The sequence below is a fragment of the Clostridium sp. genome (genome assembly GCF_050717635.1).
Taxonomy (GTDB): Bacteria; Bacillota; Clostridia; order Clostridiales; family Clostridiaceae; genus Clostridium_AD.
Genome location: NZ_JBOITO010000031.1, coordinates 63,325 through 84,308, shown reverse-complemented (window position 1 = coordinate 84,308; position 20,984 = coordinate 63,325). Strand labels below are relative to the sequence as shown.

The following is a 20,984-nucleotide window of genomic DNA, read 5'->3' as shown; positions in this document are numbered from 1 at the left end:
ATTTCTCCCTATTTTTAAAAGGAGGAAATTTTAATGTCGGATATTATTATTTCAAATGTTGGTCCAACTGTAAGCTCGCAATTTAATGAGCTAAGAGTTGCAAGAAAATCTCCAATTATAGAATTAACGTCTGTGTATGGAGTATCTGATTTAAGAGACGTTGTTAATACGACAGGTGGCGGAACAGTTACAAATACGTCTACAGAATATAGTGTCAACACTACAGCAAGTGGAGCAGATTCTGCGATTTTAGAGAGTGCAATGAGAGGAAGATATGAGCCTGGTTATGCAGGAGAAGCAGGGATAGGTGTTCGTATTCCTATTTTGCCAACAGGAAATCAAATTGCTCTATGGGGGTTATTTGATAGTCAAAATGGTGCTTTCTTTGGTGCCAATAGCGTAAATACCTTTATAACGGTGCGAAGGGGAGGTGTCGATACAGTAATTAATCAGTCCGCCTGGAATGTTGATAAGTTAGATGGAACAGGACCAAGTGGAGCAACATTAACACTTTCTGAAGGGAATATATTTCAAATCGTTTTTACTTGGTATGGGTATGGTGTCATCGAATTTAGGGTAGTATTACCTGATCCAACTACTTTAGCTCAAGAAGTTATTACGGTTAATCGATTTTCACCAACGGGTCAAACAAGTTTTATCGACCCAAATCAACCTTTAAGAGCACAAATTAATAACGCTGGAACAGCTACTAGCTTTAATTTATTTGTAGGAGGAAGACAATACAGTATAATTGGGAAATATGAGCCTACCTTTAGAGTAACCTCTGAGCGAAGGACTGTTAGTAATGTCACTACTACTTTGACACCTGTTATATCCTTTGCTAGAAAAGCAGTTTTTCCAGCGGCGTCAGCAAGAACAAACTCAGTTGAGGTTAGTTTAGAAGAAATTAATATTATCTCGTCAGGCGCTGATTTGGCCTATCAAGTACTACTTGGGGGAACCGTTAATGGCACATTTGTAAATTATCCAACGGCCACTACTATAATTCCTGATAGTGAAACTGCTCTCTTAGTAAACAGGACATCTACAACCATTACTGGTGGAGAAGTAATATTCCAAGGGATTACCTCTGGAGCAGGAGTAATATCGTCAGTGTTAGCTACTGCTGAATTATTAAGTTTTGATCTCCCCGATAATGCTATAGTTACGTTAGCCGTGGTTAGAATCGCGGGTTTTGCTACAAATACAGTAAATGCATCATTTAGTGTAACAGAGAGTTGGTAAATTAATTTGGTACAATTAATCAAGTAATAAAATTGTATTAGCTTGTTTTATGGGGCCTTCAATAATATTTTGAAGGCCTCTATTATTAAATATTTTTATCATCTTCAGATGCTATTTTTAATAGATATTTACCGTATTCCGTTTTTATTAAAGGCTTAGATATTTTCAAAAGTTGATCTCTATCTATAAAGCCATTAACATAAGCTATTTCCTCTATACAAGCCACATATAATCCTTGCCTTGTTTGTATTGCTTCTACAAAATTTGCCGCATCGAGTAAGCCTCTGTGGGTTCCTGTATCAAGCCAGGCCATACCTCTTCCCATTAGTTCTACTTTTAATTTCTTTCTTTTTAAGTAGTCGTTATTTACTGATGTGATTTCTAGTTCACCTCTAGCAGAGGGTATAACATTTTTAGCAATGTCTATTACATCATTATCATAAAAATACAGGCCACAAACAGCAAAGTTTGATTTTGGTTTTTCTGGTTTTTCTTCAATGGAAACTATATTATTGTCTTCATCGAACTCAACTATTCCAAATTCTTTTGGATTACTTACATGGTATCCAAAAATAGTAGCACCTTCTTTTCTATTTGCAGCAGTCCTAAGTCTTTGGGTAAATCCATAACCGTGAAATATATTATCTCCAAGTATTAAAGCTACATTATCTTCCCCTATAAATTCTTCTCCTATTATAAATGCATCTGCTAGGCCGCGAGGTGACATCTGAACAACATATTGAAGATTAATACCTATAAAACTACCATCAGAAAGTAATTCCTTAAAAGTAGTAATATCTCTAGGGGTTGAAATAATTAATATTTCTTTTATACCCGCAAGCATTAATACTGATAATGGGTAATAAATCATAGGTTTATCATATATAGGTAATATTTGTTTTGATATTGATTTTGTTATTGGGTAAAGACGTGTACCATATCCTCCTGCTAAAATAATTCCTTTCATAATTTGCCTCCTGAGAAAGTTTATCTTAATTATTATAGTTGACTATTTATCTTCTTGTGTATTATTAATACTAATAATTAAGAAAACTAAAAATCATGTAAAGTTTTCTTGTAATTATGAACTTTTACTTGAAGTTATCATAAAATATAGAGATATATAAACAAGATTTTCTTAATTAATTATGGTGGTGAAATTTAATGAAAGTAGTAATACTTTGTGGTGGCAAAGGAACACGTATGCGAGAAGAGACAGAATATCGGCCTAAGCCGTTAGTTGATATTGGAGGCAAACCTATTTTATGGCACATAATGAAAATATTTTCAAGATATGGATTTAATGACTTTATTTTATGCGTTGGATACAAAGGGGAAATGATAAAGCAATATTTTATGGATATGTACTGGAGAAATAATGATTTTACATTACATTTCGATGGTGGTAGAAAATTAGAATATCTTACACAGGAAGAGGAAAAGTGGAATGTCACTATTGTTGATACAGGAATTGAAACTATGACCGGTGGAAGACTTAAAAAAGTAGAAAAATATATAGATGATGAGGAATTTATGTTAACTTATGGAGATGGATTAAGCAACATAAATATCTTAGAGCTTTTAGAATTTCATAGAAAAAAAGGTAGAATTGGAACACTCACAGGAGTAAATCCTATTTCGACTTTTGGGTTTATGGAGGTTGAAGATGGGATTGTTTTGGACTTTAAAGAAAAGCCTATCTTAAAAGATATGGTCAACGGGGGTTTTATGGTATTAAATAAAGAAGTTTTTAAATATTTGCCAAGTGAAGATTGCTTTTTTGAACAAGAACCTATAAGAAATCTAGCAAAAGATAAACAGCTTGCAGTATATGAGCATAATGGCTTCTGGACTGCTATAGATACTTTTAAAGATGTTGAAGCTGTAAATAAATTATGGGACAAAGGAGAGCATTTATGGAGAAGCGGGGAGTAGATTTGTTTAATGGCTTTTATAAAAATAAAAGAGTATTAATCACTGGACATACGGGATTTAAAGGGTCATGGCTTTCAATTTGGTTAAATGAATTAGGAGCTAAGGTTGTTGGCTATGGCTTAGATCTATATACAGAAAAGGACAATTTCATTGTAACTGGATTAAAGGAAAAAATAATAGATATAAGGGGCGACATAAGAAATCGACAATATTTGCAAGAAGTATTTACGAAATATAAGCCAGAGATAGTATTTCATCTTGCAGCTCAAGCACTTGTAAGACTTTCTTATGAAATTCCAAAAGAAACCTACGATGTAAATGTTATGGGGACTCTAAATGTATTAGAGTGTATAAGGAATACTGATTCTGTAAAGATTGGAATAATGATTACAACGGATAAATGTTATGAAAATAAAGAACAAATTTGGCCATATAGGGAAACAGATCCTATGGGTGGGTACGATCCGTATAGCTCCAGCAAAGCTTGTTCAGAAATTCTTATAGCGTCTTATAGAAATTCATTTTTTAATACTAATAATTATGATAAACACGGTACAGCAATAGCATCAGTTAGGGCAGGAAACGTTATTGGTGGCGGTGATTGGTCCAAGGATAGAATAATACCAGATTGCATAAGGGCTTTAGAGGAAAATAAAGATATTGAAATTAGAAATCCAAAGGCAGTTAGACCGTGGCAACATGTACTTGAACCTTTAAGTGGATATTTACTGCTTGCGTCAAAGATGTATGTCGATGGTGTGAGTTATTGTAGTGGTTGGAATTTTGGACCCAATATTGATTCTATAGTTTCAGTAAAGACTGTTGCTGATATCATTATTAATAAATGGGGAAAAGGTAAATGGATAGATATATCTAATAAAGAAGCAGTGCATGAGGCAAATTTATTATGTTTGGATTGCACTAAAGCAAGGGTTAAGTTATGTTGGGAGCCTAAATTATATATAGATGAGGCAATAGAATATACAGTGGATTGGTATAAAAATTATAAGGACAAAGACGTGTTTGATTTATGTGTTAATCAAATAAAAAGTTACTGTAATAAAATAGTTCAAGAGGTAATTTGATATGGAGAAATCCGTATTAATCACAGGGGCTAGCGGCTTTGTAGGAGCCTCCTTAACTCGAAGATTACTTAAAGAAAACTATAAAATTCATGTTATAACAAGGGATAATACTGATTTATGGAGACTGGGAGGCATATTAGAGGATATAGAAATTCATAATTTAAGTTTGCTAAATAGTGAGAAAATAGCAAAACTCGCTAGTGATATAAGTGTAGATAAAATTTATCATTTAGCGACTTATGGAGGGTATCATTATCAAAATAAAGTTGAAGATGTGATAAATACAAATGTTATTGGAACCTTTAATTTATTCAGGGAATTTTCTAGAAAAGGTATTGAAATGTTTGTAAATACTAGTAGCTCTTCTGAATATGGAGAGAAGACTCAGCCAATGAGCGAAGAGATGAATGTGGCACCTAATAATATGTATGGTGCCAGTAAGGCAGCTGGGACTATTTTATGCAGCACATATGCGAAAATCAATAAAATACCTCTAGTAACCCTTAGACTATTTTCACCCTATGGATATTATGATGCTAAAACAAGATTGATACCTACAGTTATTACCTCCTGCCTCATTGGAAATGAGATTAAATTATCACGAAAAGATTCTGTGAGAGACTTTATATTTATAGATGATGTAATGGAAGCTTACTTAGCTGCAAGCAAGCGAGTAAACTCCCATGGAGAAATATTTAATGTAGGAAGTGGAACACAATATACAATTGAAGAGATTGTAAGTACTGTAAAGAATTTAATTGGAAAAGATGTGAAAATAGATTGGGAAGAAAATTTAAATAGGCAATATGAGCCGCTTATGTGGGTTAGTGATAATAAGAGTGCTTATGAAAAACTAAACTGGAAACCTAATGTGGAAATAAGGGATGGATTAAATAATACAATAAATTGGTTTAAAGATAATTTAAAGTTCTATAGGTAGGTGATAGTTTTATGAAACTAACAGATTATGTTGCAGAGTTTTTAAAGGATAATGGTGTTACTACAGTGTTTGGCTATCAAGGTGGGGCTATAACGCATTTTGTTGATTCAATATATAAAGCAGAGGGAATTAAATTTATAACAAATTATCATGAACAGGCTTCAGCATTTGCAGCTGAGGGTTATGCAAGAGTTAGCGGGGATATAGGAGTATGCACAGCTACTAGTGGACCGGGAGCAACAAATCTAATAACAGGCATAGGAAGTGCATATTTTGATTCTATTCCTTGTTTGTATATAACTGGTCAAGTGAATACCTATGAATATAAGAGGTCAATGGAAATAAGGCAAGAAGGATTTCAAGAAACTGATATAGTAAGCATAATAAAACCTATAACCAAGTATGCAGTTATGATTACATCTGCAGAAAAAATAAAATTTTTCTTAGAAAAGGCAGTTTATATAGCAAAATCAGGTAGACCGGGACCTGTTTTATTAGATTTGCCTATGAACGTGCAAAGGGCAGAGATAAATCCAGATGATCTAGTAGGTTTTTATGACTCAGAAGAATATAAAAAAGAAATAAAGACCCAAGTAAATATAGAAGAAGTGCAAAGCTTAATAGAGTTAATAAAAAAGAGTAAAAGACCTGTGATACTAGCTGGTGGAGGTATTAGGCTTGCAAAGGCAGAGGAAAAACTAGAAAAACTCATAGAACTGACGGGTATTCCTGTAGCATGCACGTTAATGGGAATAGACAGCGTAAATCATGAGCACAAATGCTATGTAGGTTATATGGGAGCTTATGGAACTAGGTATTCAAATCTAGCAGTAGCTAATTGTGATTTACTATTAGTTCTAGGGTCAAGATTAACAACAAGGCAGACAAGTGCTATAACCGATAGTTTTGCAAGAGAAGCTAAAATAGTTCATGTAGATATAGATAAAAATGAGCTTAATATTAAGGTAAAAGAAGATTTAAGCATTGAATGTGATTTAGAACTATTTATTGATAAATTAAATCAGAAATTAATAAATTCATGTTATAAATTCGATTTTAGTTCTTGGATAGATAAAATAAATAGCTACAAAAAAATGTACCCATCATATGAAACTCAAAAAAATACAAGTGAAATAAATCCTAATGATTTTATAAATAAAATAAGTGAAATGCTTGATGAAAATTCTATTATTTGTTTAGATATAGGTCAAAACCAAATTTGGGCATCTCAGTCACTGAAGCTGAAAAAAAATCAAAGATTATTAAATGCAGGTGGAATGGGAGCAATGGGCTTTGGACTACCATCAGCTATAGGAGCATGGTATGCTAGATCAAATTCTAAAATAGTTGCTATTACTGGTGATGGTGGTATTCAAATGAATATTCAAGAACTACAAACTATAGTCCGGGAAAAAATACCTATAAAAATTATTATCATGAACAATAAAGCTTTAGGAATGATTAGACATTTTCAAGAAATGTATTTTGAATCAAATTATTATGGAACTATAGACGGATATTCTGCTCCTGATTTTACAAAAATTAGTGAGGCTTATGGTATAAAATCATTTAAAATAAGTGATGAAAGTCATATGAATGAATTAAAAGAAAAGTTAAATGATGATGAAAGCTATGTTATTGAGGTGGAGCTTAAAAATATAACTTATGTAACACCCAAATTGGGTATGGGCAGGCCAATAGAAGACCAAGAACCGCTTTTAGATAGAGTGGAACTTGAAGAAAACATGATAATTGATATGTATAAGTCTGAATTATAAGGGGCTAAGTATGAATAATAATAAGATTAGTTTTATAATAGCAGTCAATGATGAAGCAACGTTTAGAGATTGCGAATTTCATATAAATAATTTAATAGTACCTAATGATTTTCAAATCGAAATAATTCCCATAAGAAATGCAGAATACTTAACTAAAGCCTATAACAATGCTATGAATAGCTGTGATTCTAAATATAAAGTATATCTTCATCAAGATGTATCTATTATAAATATTAATTTTATAGATGATATATTAAAGGTGTTTAGTTTAGATAGTATAGGTGTTATTGGAATGTGTGGAACTAAAACTATACCAGATAATGGAATATGGTGGGAGGGCTCTGAGTTAGTAGGAAAGGTTTATGAAAGTCATACAGGAAAGATGGCATTACTTAAATTTAATGAAACAGAATCAGAATATAATGAGGTGGATGGGGTTGATGGATTAATAATAATAACCCAATATGATATTCCTTGGAGGGAAGATATATTTAAGGGTTGGCATTTTTATGATTTATCACAATGCATGGAGTTTAAAAAGAGAGGGTATAAAGTAGTTGTACCAAAACAAAATACTCCTTGGTGTACCCATGACTGCGGTATTGTAAATACAATGAATGGATTTGATGAAAATAGATTGATATATATAAAAAATTACCATAAAGCTGTGAACTTAAATGAGTTAGTGGATATCTATGTTATTAGTCATAAACCTTATAAAATGATAGAATCTGAAATGTTTACACCCATATTTACTAAAAGAGAAATTGTCCCAAATGATTACAATATATTATGCTCTGATGAAGGAGATAACATTTCTAATGAAAATCCACTATTTGCTGAGTTCACAACCTACTACTGGGTATGGAAAAATAGAAAAATACCAAAGTATGTAGGATTCTTTCAATATCGAAGATATATATCCTTTAAGGATAATGTAGCTGGTTGTAATAATTTTAGTGAGGCAATAAATAAATATGGTTGGAATAAGGAGGAATTAGAGAATCTTCTTGAAGATTGCGATGTATTACTTCCTACGTCTTTAAATTTCAGAATGTTTGGACTAGGTAATATGTGGAACCAATATAATAGGTGGCATAAAAGTTCATATTTAAATACGGCTTTAGAAATTATTAAAGAAAAGTATCCAAGTTATGAAGTAGATTGCTATGCAGCACTTTTTAGCAATGAAGTATATTATATTAATTTATTTATTATGACAGGAGATTTATTTGATAGTTATATGACTTGGATAATGGATATTTTTGAAGAGCTTAAGAAGAGATTAAATCCTGAGTACAATGTTAAGGATTTCGCCTATTTAGGGGAACGGTTATTTAATATCTTTTTAGTACATCAGCAAAGAACAAAGAATATAAAAATAAAGATAAAGCAACCTGTATATATAAGAGAAAACACAACAGGTATTATGGATTTTTGGATAGGTGATGAAACACATATTCCAGAGGCAAGTGAGTGAGTAAGAAGAATTCAATATATAACTATCTACCATAAGAGGGGGCATATAATTGTCAAACAAAGAAAACAGTTTAAGACTTAAAATAATAGAAAATGTTAAAGAATATTACAATGAGGTTTTTAAAAATAAAGAAGAATGGAAAGAGGGTAATAAAATAAACTATGGAGGAAGATATTTTGATGAAGATGAAATGATAAATCTCACGGAGGCTACTCTAGATTTTTGGCTTACTACTGGTAGATTTTGTGATAAATTTGAAAATGAGTTTGCAGATTTCTTAGGGGTAAAATATTGTTCATTAGTAAATTCAGGCTCATCAGCAAATCTTCTTGCATTTATGGCACTAACATCTCCTAAATTAAAAAACAGGAGAATAAAAAAAGGTGATGAAGTTATAACAGTAGCAGCAGGTTTTCCAACTACCATAGCGCCTATATTGCAATATGGAGCAGTGCCAGTATTTGTAGACATAACACTACCAACTTATAATATTGACGTTAATTTATTAGAAGATGCCTTATCTGAAAAGACTAAAGCTGTTGTTATAGCGCATACACTTGGGAATCCTTTTAATTTAGAAAGAGTTAAAGAATTTTGTGATAAGAATAAATTATGGTTAATAGAAGATAATTGTGACGCCCTTGGTTCACAATATGAATTTAAAGGAGAGTTAAAATATACGGGTACCATTGGAGATATAGGAACTTCAAGCTTCTATCCTCCACATCATATTACTATGGGAGAAGGGGGAGCTGTATATACTAATAGTGCTATCTTAAATAGAATTGTAGAATCTTTTAGAGATTGGGGAAGAGATTGTTACTGCAAATCAGGATGTGATAATACTTGTAAGAAAAGGTTTGCTATAAAGTATGGAGATATGCCTCTTGGATATGATCATAAATATATCTATTCACATTTAGGATATAATTTAAAAGTTACAGAAATGCAAGCGTCTATAGGTTGCGCACAGCTTAAGAAACTGCCAAAATTTATAAAAAGCAGAAGAGAAAACTGGGAACTTTTAAAAAATAAATTAAAGCATTTAGATGAATATTTAATTTTACCTGTTGCTGAGAAATACTCTAAGCCTAGTTGGTTTGGATTTTTAATTACAATTAAAGATCCATCTATAAATAGAAAGGATTTGCTTGAATATTTAGAGGATAAAGGAATTCAAACCAGATTACTTTTTGCAGGAAACATTACAAGGCAACCATTATTTGAAGAATATAAAAATAATAAGGATTCATATAGAATTGTAGGAGAACTAAAAAATACAGATTTAATTACTACTAATTCATTTTGGGTAGGTGTGTATCCTGGAATAACTGAGGATATGATAAATTATATGACATCGAACATTGAGGAATATATTTTAAAGAATATAAGTAAAAAATAATAAAAATGGAGAATGGTTTCATGGATAAGAATGATAAAACAAGGCCTATTTTGACTATAGGAATCCCCACTTATAATAGAGCTGAATTTTTGAGAAAGTGCCTTGAGAATATATACTCGGAGGTTGGTAATGATTCTAGAGTAGAAGTTTTAGTATGCGACAATGACTCTGCAGATAATACTTCTACAATTATTGAAGAATTTAAGCAGAAATATCAAACATTAGTATATTATAAAAATCCAACGAATATAGGTGTATCAAAAAATATACAAAAGGTATTAGAACTATCAAAGGGAGAATATATTAATTTACACGGTGATGATGATTATTTTAATGAAGGAGTTTATTATACAATAATTAATATGATTAACTCTAATAGAGATTGTGATTTAATGTATTTGTCAATGAAGTGGCATTCATTAAATATAAAACGTGGCATGGGTATGAGTAATTATCAAATAGATTCAGGAACTGGAGGGTGGATTTCTGGTATGGTTATAAAAAATGATGCCTATAAGAAAATTCGCCAAAAGGAAAAATTTCTATACTCAAATCTTAACCACATATATATACAACTTGAACTGTTAAGAAATAATCCAAACTACTGTATTTTAAGTGGACAAATTAATAGAGCGGATACTGGGTCGGCAGGCGCATCTGGATATAATATTATGGAAGTAGCTATAAGAAATTATTTAGATATATTATATAGCTTTAAAAATAATGGATTAACGGTGGAAGAGATAGCATATCATAAAATTGCTTCATTAGGTATTACCTTTCCATTGATTCGTTGGATAATACAAAGTAGACTACCATTAAGTATAGATGGAGGAATTGATATATTTACAGAATATTATTCAAGTGAGCCTTACTTTGATAGCAAATTAGAAGAACTTAAGTCTATTTTTGATTTGAAAAATTAAAATAATTGAGGTTATGTTCTCAAGAACATAACCTCAATTATTTGTTATTTTTAATAACCATATTCAATAATAATTTATATAGCAGTTCGTTTATAATAATCTCTATTTGCAATCACTGCTGCAGAGTTAGGTTTATATTCAGCTGCTTTATCATTATACTTAATCGACTCATCTCTATTACCTAATCTGTCATAGCAAACCGAAAGCTGTATATTGGGTATATAACCCCAGAAATCATGAGATATAAAGCCCCAGCCATTAACTGGCTTATCAAGTTCTGCTGCTATCTTATACCATACGATAGCCTTATTAAAATCACCATATTCAAAATAGTAAGTTCCTATATTACAGCATATCTCAGCCCTTGGAGTATCATATTCAAAGCTTCTAAGTAATATTTTAAGCATACTTTTTTTATCACCTATAATGTTATAACACTTAGAAAGATCAAAACAGGAACTTATATTATCCTCTACCCATCCTTTTTCTGTGTCTAAAAATTCATTAAAATATTTTATTGCATCTTCTATAAATCCATTTTGATGAAGTTCTCTGGAATAATAGAAAAGACCTCTTGGACTCAGAGGTTTTCCCTCTGACAGTAATTTTTTATAAATTGATATATTTCTACCTGGTACTGCCCCATGTTCTTTTCTATGTGTTATGCAAATATCTACATTCTTAATATTTCCGCCCATTATTAGGCATTCGTGAACAGGCTCCGACCATTTAGAATTATTTGTTCTTTTTGATAAGCGTTCTCTAAAATATGATAAGGTTACTGTTCCATTTGCATCAAAGGCTACATTATACATCATCATTACATTATCTACATCTAAAGTTAGACTCTGTTTGAGTTCTTTAAATTTTTTGATATCTTCTTCCAGAATGACATCATCTGCATCTAACCAAAGAATAAAATCCATTTTTGCTTTAGAATAAGAGAAATTTCTAGCAGCAGAAAAATCATCTATCCACTTGAAATCAAATATTTTATCTGTATATTCATTTGCAATTTTTTTTGTGTTATCGGTAGAACCTGTGTCTACTATGATTATTTCGTCAACAATATCTAGAGCACAGTCCAGGCACCTACCTAAAACATCTTCTTCATTTTTTACAATCATACATAAACTTATAGTTACCATATAAACCTCCTAAGAAAAATCTACAGTATATAATATGCTTTGGTTTAAAATAAGAAACATATTTATGAATAAAAATGTAAAGGTACGCTTTTTAATTACTAGCATAATATGTAGTTGAAGCATAATTTGATAGTAATATGTTTTAGAGGAAGGGATAAAATAATGATTGAAAATAGAAAAACATCAATAATAATTTTAACTTATAACAACCTTATTTATAATCAAATTTGTGTTGATAGCATAAGGAAATACACTAAGGAGAATACCTATGAGATAATTGTTGTTGATAATAATTCTACTGATGGAACAAGAGAATGGCTTAAAGAGCAAAAGGATATTGTAGTTATTTTAAACGATGAAAATGTTGGCTTCCCAAAGGGATGTAATATAGGAATAGATGCAGCGGGTAAAGAAAATGATATTTTGTTTTTAAATAATGATACTGTAGCCACTCCAAGGTGGCTTGATAATCTTAAAGTATGTCTTTACAGTAGTGACAGCATTGGAGCTACTGCATCTATAACTAATAATTGTTCTAATTATCAATCTATAAGTGTGCCTTATAGTGATATTAAAGATATGATGATCTTTGCTGATGCTAATAATGTTTCAAATCCCGAGAAATGGGAGCAAAAAGTAAGACTGGTAGCATTTTGTATGCTTATTAAGAGAGAGGTTCTTAATAAAATTGGAGTTATGGACGAGCAATTTACACCTGGAAACTTTGAAGATGATGATTTGTGCATGAGGATTATAGAATCAGGATATAAGATGATGCTATGTAATGATAGCTTCATACATCATTTTGGTAGTTTATCTTTTAGTAAGGATTATACTAAATTTAGTAATCTACTAACTGTAAATCGAAAAAAAATTGAGGACAAATGGGGGTTTAATTCTAACCTATGCAGTACATTAAAATTTGACATCATACAGCGTATAGATGACTCAGAAGAGAATGGATTAAACATTCTTGAGTTTGATTGTGGACTTGGAGCGACACTACTTAGATTAAAATATTTGTATCCAAATTCTAAAATATATGGAATAGAGATAAATGAACCTGTAGCAAGGTTAGGTGAGAAAATTTTAGAACTCATGACAAATGATTTCGAAGAAAATTATAGTATGAACTTTAAGAGTGACAAAATAGATTTTTTTGATTATATAATTCTTGGAAATAGACTTCAACAAAGTAAAGACCCCTTTAAACTTTTGAATGAAATAAAAAGATTTTTAAAACCTGGAGGATATATAATTGCGACGATTCCTAACTTAATGCACCATTCAGTTATAAAAGAGTTATTAAAAGGAAAATTTATGTATAATGAAAATTCGATTTTAGATAAAAGAAGTAATAAATTTTTTACTTTAACAGATATATACAGAATATTCCATGAGTGTGGATATATTAATCCATATGTATTTCATTACTATGCTGAATTAACACCTGAGGATGATAAGTTCTTAAATGATATTTGTAGTATTGTAGGTGCTGATATGAAAGGATATTTCTTGTCTTATGAGTATGTAGCTAAGTTCCAGAAAAGTTTATAGTGTGAAGATTAAAATGGTACATTATATTTACATCGTCATATAATAAACAAGGACTGAAAATCCTAAAAAAATAAATTCATGGAGATGAATATTTTATGGCTACAACGCTTAATTTTGATACTCCTAAAACTGGCACACCACGTCCGGTTCTTGTTACAGGAACTATTGCCAGAAATAGTCTTGCTTATTTAACCGTTAAATTAAACATTACTAATTCTGCTACTGCAGCTAGAAATCGCTCATTCTATAGAATATTACAGATAGAAAATGCAACCATCACAGCTGTAGCAGTTAATACTTCTTATACGTTGTCAATTGTACCAAAGCTCTTGGGATCAGATACAGTTGGTGCTGTAGAAGCAGCTTGGTCATATACCGTTTAGTACTAGTTAAAAATAATTGTTTTGAAATTTCATGGAGCCACATATGGCTCCATGATTTAAAGTGAGGCTATAGAAAAGAGGTGGTAAATTTGGCAAGCATACTAATTCCGGCTACTAGAAGTCTCACTGTTACAAATAGATTGCCTAACGGAAATATAAATGACAATACCATATTTGTAGGAAATGATGGTGGGTATAACTATATTAGCTATTTATTTTTTGATATTTCAGCTATACCAACTAATGTTTCTATTTCTAGTGCAGAGCTTGTATTATTCAAGACAAATAAATTCTATAATGATAGTAAACAAGAATTTTTTATTCACCCGTTAAGTGACTATTTTAGTACTTATACAAGTTTCAATAATCAGCCAAGAGTAAATAGAAGTCTTAAAAAAAAGTTTAATCCCATAATTTCGGATGTAGCTGTATCGGTAAATTTAGCCTACTTTGTTTCATTATGGTTAAGTAATAAATTGAATAATACTGGTATAGCATTATTTAGTGAAAACCATAGTGTTCTTGCTGAATTTGGCTCTTCAATGAGTGTGGACAGCTATCTTACTCCTTTTATTAAAGTTGTTATTAGTAATGAGTGCAATGATTATAAAAAAACCCATTGTAATCCAGTAGGAGCTACTATGAGACAAGTTAGGGTTATAGGAACAGTGGCAGAGGATTCGCAATACGAGGCTATAATAAATATTGGAGTAAAAAGAAATGACAGTGGTCATACAGACAATTATTACGTTGCGGATGAATATAATAATTTATTAAGTGGAAGCCCCCTTTATATAGATAAGACGTATAATATGGCTGTTATTCCAAAGGAAAAGCCAGGTGATGTTGAAACTACAGAGTTTTTTGGATCTTATAAGGCTTAGAGTGTGAAGGAAACCATATAAATAATGGTTTCCTTCTTTGCTTATATATATGCCGAAAAACCTTTGCCTAGCCCATTAATACCTCTAAACCTTCCCCATCATATATTTCAAATTCACTTATTGATCTCATTATTTCTTTTTTAGCAAGTTCAATATATCCATATTTATAATATAGTTTTCCAAGGTTAAGCAGCACAGAGTTATTATTTATTAAATTTAGCAAATTTACAGCTATGTCAAGTTTATCAAATTCATTGTTAATTAGGAGTATTTCACAGATTTCTAAAATGATAGCAAGGTAATCACTTTCATTTTCCTCCTCAGATATAATAGAGGTAGGCTCTTTGGTTACTAATTTTAAAAATTGAGTATATACTTTTAGTAGTTTTGTATCGTATATTGATAAATCATCTTCTTTAAAATTACTTAATAGTGATAGTGCATTATCACAATTATTAGTTAATATGCAACTTATAACTTTATACATTGAAAGATATAAATAAGAATAACTAGTTTCAACTATACTATTCATATTAATGCATTCATCAAAGGAGCCTGACATTACAAAACACTTAGCTTTAAGTAGCATGAGGTCATCTGTATTAATTCCAGCCAGCTCACATTTTTCTATATACTCTAAGGTAGTGCTATAAAAACCTTCTTTGTAAAATAAATTTGCAATAATGATATTGGATTTCGGACATTCAGAAAAAAACTCTTCTATAATCCTTTTGAAATCATCAAAAGGTGTATTTTTGTTTTTTAATATATGACCGATGTTGAATAAAGGGTTAATAAAATCTGGTTTTGATTTCATTGTTTCAATATAATAATTATACGCAGCATCATAATCTCTGAGTTTTAAATAAGCATTGCCTAACTCGTAGTATGCTTTGAAGTCCCCTACTCCATATAAACATTTTAATTCAGAAGGTGCTTCGCCTAGTTCAATACATTTTTCTAGAGCTTTTATCTGAAGTGTAGGCATATTCATATCTTTTAAGATAAGAGCCTTTAGGAAATATAAGTCCGTGAATTTTGGATAATGCTGAGCACCAATATCTATGAACTTTAAAGCTAACTCATATTCTTTTATATTATAATTTAAAAAAACTATTCTAAATATTAATAGAAAACTGTATCCATTATGAGGTTCAAACTTTTCATAGGATTTATAATAATGTTCTAAGGCAGTTTTATAATCATTTAATGCCGCGTATTCAGTGCCTAGATTGAAGTGAGTAAAAGAGTCATCTGGGTCTTTTTTTAGTTGCTCATTTAAGATAGTTATATTTCGCTTTCTCTTGTTTTTAGAAGCTATACTATCATTCATATATCCATAGTGATGAATTTTTATAAGGCTGTAAATTGCATTATAACTACTTTCTGAAGTTATTAATTGATTATGAACCTCACCCTCATAGTGAGTTCCATGGTTATTTTTGTAAAGTCTTGGATTTAAATTTATAGTTATTGAGTTATCATCAATAGTATCTCCATAATAGTTAAGTGTTTCAAAATTATAAATTGCATTTTCTTCTAACTGGCTATTTAAGAATTCCACTAATTTTTGTTGATCCTGCGCGTATAATTCATCATCTGCATCTAATATCAATATCCAATCTTTAGTAGCATATTTTAATGATTCATTTCTAGCCTCACTAAAGTTATTGTTCCACTTAAAATAGTAAACTTTAGCACCAAAACTTTTAGCTATATCCACAGTTTTATCTGTAGAACCGGTGTCAACTATAATTATCTCATCAACAATATCTTTGATACTGCTTAGGCATCTAGGTAAGTAGTTCTCTTCGTTTTTAACAATCATACATAAACTTACTTCATTCTTCATAACAATATCCTCCACTTTTAAATAATTAACTATATTTTACTTCCCTTTATATTATGTAGGATTTATTTAACAGTTCTTAATTAAATATTTCAACATAAATTATAATAAGTAATAAATTGAGTAACTTATATGGAGGAATATTATGACTGATGATAGGCAAATATCTATTCTTAGAAATTCATGGAATTTACTTAATAGATTTACTATAAATAATAGTAATAATTTAGTTCAACAAGAAATAAAAGATGGAGAAGTAGTGAGCCAAAATGAGATTGCATACAATATAAAAGACTACTCAGCATCTATAGATATGGAAGATAAAATCCATATTATATTTATTAATGACGGTGGAGACCTTAAGTACATGGTTTTACCTGAGTGTAATAACATTATTAATGTTGCATCTGAAAAACAGGACCTTATTTTACGCTGTATAAGTATAAAAATGTTGCTTACAGTACCCCATATATTTTATGTGCTTACAGATGCAAAACGCAATAGTCATATTATACATCATAGCTTTTTCATGAATGGTTACTGGCAATTAAAAGAAACTTTTCAGTCTGTGGGTCCCAAATTAATTAAACCTTATTTCATGGCAAGACAAAATAGTGAAATATATATACTAATATATTTAAACCACGATAAAGGCAAATTAGCATTATACAGGCTAGATAACGCAAATGGTAATTGGGTAGAAATGGACAAACATATAGAACTTAAAGATAGCAGTAATGTGTGTTTTTTCATAAGTCCTAGTAACATAGCGGTAATTGCGTATAATAAATTAATTTACAAAAACATTCAAACTATAATAATGCATAAAAATTTAGCCATGGAAACACAGGAAGTTTGGGATAAATCAATTTTGTCAGATAAAAATGCCAACACATTAAAGCCTTCCATATTCTTTAAAAAAGATGATTACTATATGACATGGGAGCAAGGAGATGAAATTTTATTAAAGCGTTCCAAGGACTTGATATTATGGAAGGACGTAATTACATTTAATAAAAATTTCAATGATCACTTAAAGTGTTTCTATATGAATAATAATTCTAAAAATTTAGAGCGTAAGATAAATAGCGTGAGCTTATTAAATGCCATAAATGCCAATCAATTAATAAAATTTAATCCTATAAATGAAATATCAAATGAATGTTTATCTTTAGAAAGTGGACAATCTAATGATGATTTTTTAGAAGAAAAGATTCTGATTTTAAGCAAAAGGCTAGAAAGAAACACCAGCGAAAATAATTTGATGAAAAAAAATATTGTGAATCTTAATAATTTAATCGCTGAGTTTGAAGATAATATAATTGAATTAAATAAGAGACAAGTATCATCCCATCACGAAATAAATATATATAAAAATAATTTCTTAGATAAAGTAATATCCTTAAATAAAAAAAATGATATACTGCTTCTTTCTAATAATAATAAATTATGGGAATTATTCAATCTAATTAGAGAAAAAGATAAGTTAATTAATGATTTATATATGAAAAGTAACAAGTGATTTTTCATGCTAAACATTAATAATAATGTTAAATAGTACTACTGAGGACTTGTACAATTTCTGTAACAAAATATTCCTAACACTCATAATATATATTGAGAAAATATATATTGAGAAAATATTAAAGGGGGTATTTAAAATATCAAGTAGCTTGATTTTAGGTACAGGAATAGTTGTTGATTTAAAAAATATTTCCAAGCAGCCTGCTGCTGATATAGTTTTAGATAGCGTTACCACATCAGTTGTTTTAGGAACTTTGACCTTAGATATGAAAAATATAAACAACAAGGTGCTTTTATCCGGTGCTATTGGGTTTAGATTCAACGCAACACCAGAAACTGTAGCACTTATAACAGAACTTGGACCACTTCTTCTTACAATTACAAGCAATGGTACTGAGATATATGCTGCAAGAATAGGAGAAACAGGTGTATCTATTGTTGAACCTTACGTTGGATACAATACTTTAGGTTTCGAATGGTTAGATGATCCAGTTACTTCTTCAATATGTAACACTACAGTAGTATATGAATTTATATTAAGTGTACCAGATACAATAGCAGTCACAGAAAATGTAACTATAAGTGCTATTGAAGACTACTATTCACTAACTGCTATGGAAGTTCAAATTTAGGATAGTTTATAATTATTAGTTAGTGGTGTTGATATAAAGGGAGCTATTGGATAATATTCAGTAGCTCTTTCTTTTATGCAGGACTCACCTATTACCTAGATAAAGCATAAAATATTAAGCGGGGTAGTTGCATATCAACTTAAATCATTCATAAAAACATACTGAAAATGTTATATATATTATGCTGAAAATATATATTGACACATAAGTCCGAATAAGGAGGGATTTAATGGAGAGTCATAGAATGAAAATTGCTTTTTTTGTTAAACAAGGGTTAGATAGTTTTTTAGGCGATATTATTAATGAATTATCAGTGGAATATGAAACGAAAAAAATGATTGTAACGGACTATTCACATATAGATGAAGGAATGGAATGGGCTGATGTATGTTGGTTTGAGTGGTGTGATGAACTAGTAGCCTATGGAAGCTTAAATAATGTAAAAAATAAGAAAATCATCTGCAGGCTCCACAGCTATGAGGCTTTTACTGATTACCCTTCTAAGGCTAATTTTGAAAATGTTGATAAAATCATATTTGTAGCAGAACATATTATGAATTTTGTCGTTGATAAATTTGATTTAGCGAAAGAAAAAGTAATTGTAATCCCTAATGGTATTGATTTTAAAAAATGGACATTTTCTGAGAGAAAACAGGGTTTTAATGTTGCTTATGTGGGATATATAAATTATAAAAAAGGTCCAATGTTATTACTCCATACTTTTAAAGCTATTTATGATATGGATAATCGTTATAAACTATTTATTGCGGGGCAATTTCAAGATGAAAGAGATGTTCTTTATTTCAATCAAATGATAAAAGAGTTTGGCATAGAAAATAATCTTATTTTTGAAGGTTGGCAGGATGATTTAGACGCTTGGCTAGAAAATAAGAATTATATTTTATGTACTAGTGTTTTAGAATCACAAAATATGAGCATTATGCAAGCAATGACTAAGGGAATAAAACCTATAATTCATAATTTTGTTGGAGCAAGAAATATATATCCTGAAGAGTCAATTTGGAATACAATTTCTGAGGCTACTAATATTATAGCTGAGGATAAATACAACTCACAAGAGTATCATGATTTTGTTAAAAATGGGTTTGAATTTAAGGATCAAGTAGAAAAAATAAAGTCACTGATTAGAAATTTGGAAGAAATAAAAAATGTGATAAAAATAGATGGACCATTAGTTACTATAGGAATAACAAATTATAATGGTAAAGAATATCTCTCAAAATGTGTAGATTCTTTTATAAATCAAACCTACGCTAACATTGAAATATTAATTATTGATGATTGTTCAACAGATGATTCTAGGGAAATGATAAGTAATTATGAGGAAAAATATAAAAATATAAATGTTATTTATCATGAATCTAACTCTGGTGGAGCATCAAGGGGAATTCAAGAAATTATTAGTAATGCAAAGGGTAAATATTTTCAATGGCTTGCTTGTGATGATTTTGTTCAAATTGATGCTATCCAGAAATTTGTAGATTATTTAGAAAAAAATCCTGATAAAGACTATGTATTTAGTAGTCTTAATATAGTAGATGAAAATAATATGAAAGTTCAGCAGTGGGATAATGCAGTTTATCCACAAAGTGATGTGGTTAAACATATATTTGCTACTGGGTCTGGACTTATACCTATGAATTGCCTCTATAGATTGAGTTTTTTTAGGAGCAATAAAATAAATTGGATAATATATAGAAATAATGATTTTTCCTCAGATACTTTAAACTCATTACAGTTTATTAAATATAACTGGAACTACGGTAAAATTGATACTGCTGTAATAAATTATAGAATCCATTCCAATAACTTGTCCCATAATCTACAAAAAAGAATAGATTCAGCAGTTTCAATTTTTGATTATATTATTAAAAATTTTAAAGAAGAAGTATATGCTCCAGATATTGAATGGAATAGATTTGAAAATAGTGATCAATTAAAAAATTATGTATTAGCACTGTTTTATTATAATCAAATTGAAAATCATATAAATATGAATGCAATACCTGAATATGTAAAAGGAAATGTTACCAAGGAAGAATTAATTAAATATTGTTATGTGTTTGCAAAAGAGGGAATGAAGTATATTGATGAAGGCTTAAAACAAGGAACAAATTTTTTAAATGAACTTATTATGGTTAAAGAAAAATATGATAAGTATTTGGAACAAGTCAAAGACCTAGGGGTGATTTAGC

Annotated in this window: 17 protein-coding genes; 14 read left to right on the top strand and 3 right to left on the bottom strand. The window is 30.2% G+C overall.

Translation table 11 applies throughout. The annotated features are described in order from the left end of the window. Positions 1 to 33 precede the first annotated feature (33 nt). On the top strand, positions 34 to 1,245 hold the full coding sequence (locus tag ACREWB_RS15965; RefSeq protein WP_431548452.1) for a hypothetical protein: 1,212 nt from the start codon (positions 34 to 36) through the stop codon (positions 1,243 to 1,245). 85 nt (positions 1,246 to 1,330) lie between these two features. Here the strand turns inward: ACREWB_RS15965 and rfbA are convergent, their stop codons facing one another. Beyond that, on the bottom strand, positions 1,331 to 2,212 hold the full coding sequence (rfbA, locus tag ACREWB_RS15960; RefSeq protein WP_431548451.1) for a glucose-1-phosphate thymidylyltransferase RfbA: 882 nt from the start codon (positions 2,210 to 2,212) through the stop codon (positions 1,331 to 1,333). 197 nt (positions 2,213 to 2,409) lie between these two features. On the opposite strand from rfbA, the gene rfbF reads away from it, so the two are divergent. Genes rfbF through ACREWB_RS15925 form a run of 7 tightly spaced genes read left to right on the top strand, consistent with a single transcriptional unit; the run spans position 2,410 to position 10,791 of the window. Further along, a complete protein-coding gene (rfbF, locus tag ACREWB_RS15955) occupies positions 2,410 to 3,180 on the top strand; it encodes a glucose-1-phosphate cytidylyltransferase (protein ID WP_431548450.1) in 771 nt (256 codons plus the stop codon). Further along, on the top strand, positions 3,162 to 4,265 hold the full coding sequence (rfbG, locus tag ACREWB_RS15950; RefSeq protein ID WP_431548449.1) for a CDP-glucose 4,6-dehydratase: 1,104 nt from the start codon (positions 3,162 to 3,164) through the stop codon (positions 4,263 to 4,265). Before rfbF ends, rfbG begins: the two co-directional genes overlap by 19 nt. A 1-nt stretch (position 4,266) precedes the next feature. Then, on the top strand, positions 4,267 to 5,205 hold the full coding sequence (locus ACREWB_RS15945; RefSeq protein ID WP_431548448.1) for an NAD-dependent epimerase/dehydratase family protein: 939 nt from the start codon (positions 4,267 to 4,269) through the stop codon (positions 5,203 to 5,205). Positions 5,206 to 5,216: 11 nt separating this feature from the next. Next, a complete protein-coding gene (gene ilvB, locus ACREWB_RS15940; protein WP_431548447.1) occupies positions 5,217 to 6,983 on the top strand; it encodes a biosynthetic-type acetolactate synthase large subunit in 1,767 nt (588 codons plus the stop codon). Between the two features lie 10 nt (positions 6,984 to 6,993). Then, on the top strand, positions 6,994 to 8,463 hold the full coding sequence (locus ACREWB_RS15935; RefSeq protein ID WP_431548446.1) for a glycosyltransferase: 1,470 nt from the start codon (positions 6,994 to 6,996) through the stop codon (positions 8,461 to 8,463). A gap of 49 nt (positions 8,464 to 8,512) precedes the next feature. Then, on the top strand, positions 8,513 to 9,865 hold the full coding sequence (gene rfbH, locus ACREWB_RS15930) for a lipopolysaccharide biosynthesis protein RfbH (protein WP_431548445.1): 1,353 nt from the start codon (positions 8,513 to 8,515) through the stop codon (positions 9,863 to 9,865). A gap of 20 nt (positions 9,866 to 9,885) precedes the next feature. Further along, complete coding sequence (locus ACREWB_RS15925) at positions 9,886 to 10,791, top strand: glycosyltransferase family 2 protein (protein WP_431548444.1); 906 nt, start codon at positions 9,886 to 9,888, stop codon at positions 10,789 to 10,791. 74 nt (positions 10,792 to 10,865) lie between these two features. On the opposite strand, the gene ACREWB_RS15920 is transcribed toward ACREWB_RS15925, so the two are convergent. Next, complete coding sequence (locus tag ACREWB_RS15920; protein ID WP_431548443.1) at positions 10,866 to 11,939, bottom strand: tetratricopeptide repeat-containing glycosyltransferase family 2 protein; 1,074 nt, start codon at positions 11,937 to 11,939, stop codon at positions 10,866 to 10,868. Positions 11,940 to 12,101: 162 nt separating this feature from the next. On the opposite strand from ACREWB_RS15920, the gene ACREWB_RS15915 reads away from it, so the two are divergent. The 3 genes from ACREWB_RS15915 (at position 12,102) to ACREWB_RS15905 (ending at position 14,763) form a co-directional block, all read left to right on the top strand. Further along, positions 12,102 to 13,496: a glycosyltransferase gene (locus ACREWB_RS15915; RefSeq protein ID WP_431548442.1), complete on the top strand. Its 1,395-nt coding sequence runs from the start codon at positions 12,102 to 12,104 to the stop codon at positions 13,494 to 13,496. A 95-nt stretch (positions 13,497 to 13,591) separates the two neighbouring features. After that, positions 13,592 to 13,879 carry a hypothetical protein gene (locus ACREWB_RS15910; RefSeq protein WP_431548441.1) on the top strand — a complete coding sequence of 96 codons (288 nt, stop codon included), beginning with the start codon at positions 13,592 to 13,594 and terminating at the stop codon, positions 13,877 to 13,879. 89 nt (positions 13,880 to 13,968) lie between these two features. Then, on the top strand, positions 13,969 to 14,763 hold the full coding sequence (locus ACREWB_RS15905; RefSeq protein WP_431548440.1) for a DNRLRE domain-containing protein: 795 nt from the start codon (positions 13,969 to 13,971) through the stop codon (positions 14,761 to 14,763). A gap of 67 nt (positions 14,764 to 14,830) precedes the next feature. On the opposite strand, the gene ACREWB_RS15900 is transcribed toward ACREWB_RS15905, so the two are convergent. Further along, the gene (locus ACREWB_RS15900; RefSeq protein ID WP_431548439.1) at positions 14,831 to 16,615 is read right to left on the bottom strand and encodes a glycosyltransferase; all 1,785 of its coding nucleotides are present in this window, start codon (positions 16,613 to 16,615) and stop codon (positions 14,831 to 14,833) included. 142 nt (positions 16,616 to 16,757) lie between these two features. Between ACREWB_RS15900 and ACREWB_RS15895 the strand changes: the two genes are divergently transcribed. From ACREWB_RS15895 to ACREWB_RS15885, 3 genes are all read left to right on the top strand, one after another. Continuing rightward, on the top strand, positions 16,758 to 18,134 hold the full coding sequence (locus ACREWB_RS15895) for a hypothetical protein (protein ID WP_431548438.1): 1,377 nt from the start codon (positions 16,758 to 16,760) through the stop codon (positions 18,132 to 18,134). A 151-nt stretch (positions 18,135 to 18,285) separates the two neighbouring features. Then, positions 18,286 to 18,768 carry a hypothetical protein gene (locus tag ACREWB_RS15890; protein ID WP_431548437.1) on the top strand — a complete coding sequence of 161 codons (483 nt, stop codon included), beginning with the start codon at positions 18,286 to 18,288 and terminating at the stop codon, positions 18,766 to 18,768. Between the two features lie 229 nt (positions 18,769 to 18,997). Next, positions 18,998 to 20,983 (top strand): glycosyltransferase, encoded by a 1,986-nt coding sequence (locus ACREWB_RS15885; RefSeq protein WP_431548436.1) that lies wholly within the window; start codon positions 18,998 to 19,000, stop codon positions 20,981 to 20,983. The last annotated feature ends 1 nt before the right edge of the window (position 20,984 follow it).